We start from the raw sequence: 4,697 nt of genomic DNA on the forward strand, positions 1-4,697 counted from the left end.
CTTGGCGCGGGAGCGCCCTTGCCGCAACCTTCTGTGTCCCAACCGCGCTCCTCACTGCATCTCGAGGTGATGCCATGACCACTCATCCGTTCGGCGACCAGGTGTCCGTCACCCGGGCGCGCTGCGATCTGGGTCCCTTGGTGCGCTGGGTGGCCGCTACGCCATCGCGCGTCGCCGTCACAAGCCGCGGCACCGTGGCAGCGGTGCTGATCAGCGGCACGGAGCTGGCAGAGCTCGACGGGCTGGTGCGACCGCGAGAGGGAGCCGGTCGCGGTCATGCGGAGCCCGGCAGCAGCGCGGGCAAGACGTGAGCCGGGCCCACGCCGTCGAGATCGTCCTGACCCGGGCGCTGACCTGCACCGAAATGGACGCTCTCGAGGCCCCGGCACCGGGGCACTACGCCTTCTCGAGTGAAGGCAAACGAGCGATCATGGTCGTCGTCGCCTCCGCCCTGCCCGAGGCCATGCATCAGGCCTGGCAGCAAGCCGTCGCCGGCATGCTGCCTCTGGACGTCATCTGGTCGGTCTACCCCGACTCGGAGGGCCGTGTCCTGCTGAGCCTGACGCTGGACACCGAGGTCGCAGAGCGGTTGCACGGCCGCGCCGAGCACGCCGGCCTGAGCCTGGATGCCCTCGTCGAGGAGGCACTGCGCGAGGCCCTGAAGCTGGACGCCCGGCAGCGCCGCAACGCGGCCCGCGCCGAGCTCGGCCAGATTCTGCGGCGGTACTCGCTGGAGGAGTTGCTCAGAGCTCTGCTCGCCGCGCCGCCTCCGATCAAGGGCTGACGCTGGCAGGCCCCACCAGCCGTGGGGCCGTCTCCCCTTGAGGGTGGGATCCTCGCTGTGCGCCGGTCACTCCACCGTCCGTGGCGGCGCCTGCGCGGCGGGCAGGCCGACTGGTTGGCCCTCTGCCGTTTGTCAGTGGCAGGTCGTAGGTTGCCGCCGTGTGTGGGTTCGCAATCCATCCGCCAGCACACGAACGCAGCAAGGAAAGGCCGGGTAGGACCCAGGAGCGTACGCGGCCACCTCTGGCGGTGCTCGCGCCCGTCTGCCGCTGATATCCGCCCCCGGGCAAGGACGCTGCTCTTCGCCGCTGTCTTTAAGACGCTTCGATCCGCAACGCCGTCGCGCCGCGCCCCGGTCTGCTCCGGCGGCGCACCTTCACAGTTGGAGAACACATGCCCATCGCACCAACCGCCGAGCAACAGGCGGCCCGCGAGGTGTTCGCGGGCGGACGGGACCTGGCGTTGGTGGCCGGCGCCGGAACAGGCAAGACCTCAACGCTGATCCTGATGGGCCAGTCCACCCGCAAGCGCGGCCTGTACGTGGCCTTCAACAAGGCCATCGCCGAGGACGCCAAGAAGCGGTTCGGGCGCAACGTGGAGTGCCGTACGGCGCATTCGCTCGCGTTCCAGTCGGTCGGGCGCCGATACGGGGAGCGGATCAACCGCTCCGCCAGGTTGCCCTCGTGGCAAACCGCGCGCAGGCTCGGCATCCACCGGGACCTGCCGGTGAACTCCTCGAGGATCACAGTCCAGCACCAGGCCCGCCTGGTGACGGGGATGGTGCGCCGGTTCTGCTACACCACCGACCGGCAGTTGATGGCCCGACACCTGGAGCATGTGAACGGGCTGGATGCGGCCGGGCAGGACTTCCTTGCCCGCGAGCTGCTTCCGTACGCCGCCAAGGCGTGGGAGGACCTACAGGACCCGGCCGGAGAATTGCGGTTCGAGCATGACCACTACATGAAGATGTGGGCGCTCAGCGCCCCGGTGCTACGTGCCGACTTCGTGCTGCTGGACGAGGCGCAGGACACCAACCCGGTACTGGAGGAGGTGTTCCTCTCCCAGAGCGCCCAGCGGGTGTGCGTGGGTGATCCGGCGCAGCAGATCTACGCGTGGCGGGCGGCGAAGGACGTGATGACCGGGTTCCCGGCCGAACATCTGGAGCTGACGCAGTCGTTCCGGTTCGGTCCGGCGATCGCGGCGGCCGCGAACCGGTGGCTCGGGCACGCGGAGTCGGCGATGCGACTTGCCGGGTGCGGTCCGATGGGGTCGAAGATCGGGCCTGCGGCGCGGGTTGACGCGGTGCTGTGCCGGAGCAACGCGGACGCAATGCGGGAGGTGATCGGTTTCCTCGACGACGGCGTGCCGGTCGCGCTCGCCGGCGGCGGCGCCGCTCTGGAGCGGATCGCGCTCGCGGCGATGGAGCTCAGAGCCGGCCAGCGCACCAGCCACCCGGAGCTGTTCTTGTTCTCCTCCTGGGCCGAGGTGCAGGAGTACGTCGAGCAGGACAGTGCCGGCCAGGATCTGAAGGCGATCGTGCAACTGGTCGACGCACACGGCCCCGAGGAGATCCTCGCGGCCGTCCAACGCCTGGCCCCTGAGGAGCACGCGGCGGTGACGGTGTCGACCGCGCACAAGGCCAAGGGCCGCGAGTGGGACACCGTGCGGATCGCGGGCGGCTTCGAGGCGCCCCCGGTGGACGAGGACGGCGCGCAACTGCCGCTCACTCTCCCGGAGGCACGTCTGGCCTACGTCGCGGTCACCCGCGCCCGCCTGCACCTGGACACGTCCGGGTTGGACTGGCTCGAGGGCTACGAGCAGGCGCTGGCAGACGGTCCTGGCTCGGGCGGGCACCGGCTGATCGAGTTCAGCCTGACCAGGCAGCTCAAGCACCGCGGCTCGCCCATATCCCGGTTCCTCGCCGAGCACCTGCCCGACGCCCGCTCCGTGGTGGGCGACTACGCCGCACGGCTCCCCCGCCTCCCCTACCCGGTGCAGCCGGTCGATGTCGCGCACCCCGACTTCGCCGCGCTCGGTCACGCGGTCGACTACCTGCTGCGGCTGTCGCTGGGCCGAGAGCTGGGCGGTGCGGTGAACCTCGGCGTCGCCTCCCTGCACCCGCGCCACGAGTTGCCCGGCGCGCCCGCAATGCCGGTGAGGGCCGCGCTGCACAGCGCCGGGGTGCAGCTGTTGGACCTGGTCGGCCGTCATCTCGAGTCAGGCGGCACCTACCTGGACGACGAGGCCCTCTCAAGACTGTGCTTCGTGGCGGCGTTTTTCGAAGACGTCTACCGCTGTGGCCGGCTGCGCAGGTACAGCCTGCTCGCGCGGGCGGACGAGCACATCACCGTGCAGCGCCTGACCGAAGCGGCGCCCAGGTACGTGGTCGACGACCTGGCCGCGCAGATGCGCCTGGCGGAGGAGCCCTTCCGCAAACTGCGGGCCTTGCCGGAGAAGGAGCGGGTGTGCGGGCCGGTGTTCGCCGGCAGCGCGGACATCGGCGGCGCCGACGCCGACTTCATCCTGGGCGGGCTGCTGCTGGACTGCAAAGCCACCACCCGCCCGCGCCAACTCGGTGAGGCCGAGGTCTACCAGCTCGCCGGCTACCTCCTCCTCGATTACGACGACCGCTACCGCATCGACCAGGTCGGGCTCTACCTGTCCCGCCAGGGCCACCTGATCACCTGGCCCGTCGGCGAGTTCCTGAGGCAGCTCGGCACCGCCACGAAGCTGCCGGTTCTGCGGCGGCAACTGCGCGAGTTCCTGCATGCAGAGGCGATTACCTCCCGGAGCGAACCCGGTCCCTGAAGTGGCGTTCTGCTCGGTCGCCCCGCGCCACCTGGCCAAGCCATGGGACGGTTCGGCGCGGGGGCCAGGCGCAGGGTGGGCCTGGAACGCGCACCCGCCCTGGGCGCGCGGTCACGTCCTCGGGAGTGGTGTAGCGGTGGCCACTCGGTGATCCAGTTTTGAGGCTATGCGGTGAGTTCGGTCGGCAGCTGGGAGTCGTCGGTTTCTGACTCGATCGGGTGGAGCCGGGCCTTGGCCAGGAGATCGCGACCCATGTAGCGGCGGGCTTCGGTCCACTCGTCGTTCTGCTCGGCCAGCACCGCCCCGACCAGGCGGATCACGGCCTGGCGATCGGGGAAGATGCCGACCACGTCCGTGCGGCGGCGGATCTCCTTGTTCAGCCGTTCCTGCGGGTTGTTGGACCAGATCTGCCGCCAGATCTCGCGCGGGAACGGGGTGAACGCCAGGAGGTCGGTCCGGGCGGTGTCCAGGTGCTCGGCCGCGCGGGGGAACTTGGCGTGCAGGGCGTCCAGGACGTGCGTCATCTGGGCCTGGACCGCGTCGGCGTCGGGCTGCTCGAAGACCGTCCGCAGGAGGGTGGCGACCCAGGGCTGGGCGGACTTGGGCACCTGCGTCAGCAGCGCGCGGGCGTAGTGGGTGCGGCAGCGCTGCCAGGCGGCGCCGGGCAGGACGGCGCCGATGGCCTTGACCAGGCCGCAGTGGGCGTCGGAGACGACGAGCTGGACGCCGGACAGGCCACGGGCGACCAGGGAGCGCAGGAAGGCCAGCCAGCCGGCGCCGTCCTCGGCGGTGGCGACGTCGATGCCGAGGATCTCGCGGTGTCCGTCGGCGTTGACGCCGACCGCGATGAGCGCGTGGACGTTGATGATCCGGCCGCCCTCGCGGACCTTCTGGGTCAGCGCGTCGACCCACACGAACGCGTAGGGACCGGCGTCCAGGGGCCGGTTGCGGAAGGCGGTGACCTGCTCGTCCAGGTGTCGGGCCATGGCCGAGACCTGCGACTTCGACAACTGCGTGACGCCCAGGCTCTCCGCGAGTTTCTCGACGCGGCGGGTGGAGACCCCGAGCAGGTAGGCGGTGGCGACCACCGAGATCAGGGCCTGCTC

General features: G+C 70.6%; 4 protein-coding genes. 3 read left to right on the top strand and 1 reads right to left on the bottom strand.

Annotated features, from left to right (window positions below):
• The first annotated feature begins 74 nt into the window (after window positions 1-74).
• The 3 genes from TR48_RS29535 to TR48_RS29545 all read left to right on the top strand — a co-directional run bounded on the left by TR48_RS29535 (window position 75) and on the right by TR48_RS29545 (window position 3,591).
• The gene (locus TR48_RS29535) at window positions 75-311 is read left to right on the top strand and encodes a type II toxin-antitoxin system prevent-host-death family antitoxin (RefSeq protein WP_042373052.1); all 237 of its coding nucleotides are present in this window, start codon (window positions 75-77) and stop codon (window positions 309-311) included.
• Window positions 308-784: a hypothetical protein gene (locus tag TR48_RS29540; protein ID WP_042373054.1), complete on the top strand. Its 477-nt coding sequence runs from the start codon at window positions 308-310 to the stop codon at window positions 782-784. Before TR48_RS29535 ends, TR48_RS29540 begins: the two co-directional genes overlap by 4 nt.
• Window positions 785-1,176: 392 nt before the next feature.
• A complete protein-coding gene (locus tag TR48_RS29545) occupies window positions 1,177-3,591 on the top strand; it encodes a UvrD-helicase domain-containing protein (protein WP_042373056.1) in 2,415 nt (804 codons plus the stop codon).
• Between the two features lie 164 nt (window positions 3,592-3,755).
• On the opposite strand, the gene TR48_RS29550 is transcribed toward TR48_RS29545, so the two are convergent.
• Window positions 3,756-4,697 (bottom strand): IS256 family transposase (locus tag TR48_RS29550; RefSeq protein WP_042373058.1); only part of this gene is annotated, 942 nt, incomplete at its 5' end.

Source organism: Streptacidiphilus neutrinimicus (genome assembly GCF_000787815.1).
Taxonomy (GTDB): Bacteria; Actinomycetota; Actinomycetes; order Streptomycetales; family Streptomycetaceae; genus Streptacidiphilus; species Streptacidiphilus neutrinimicus.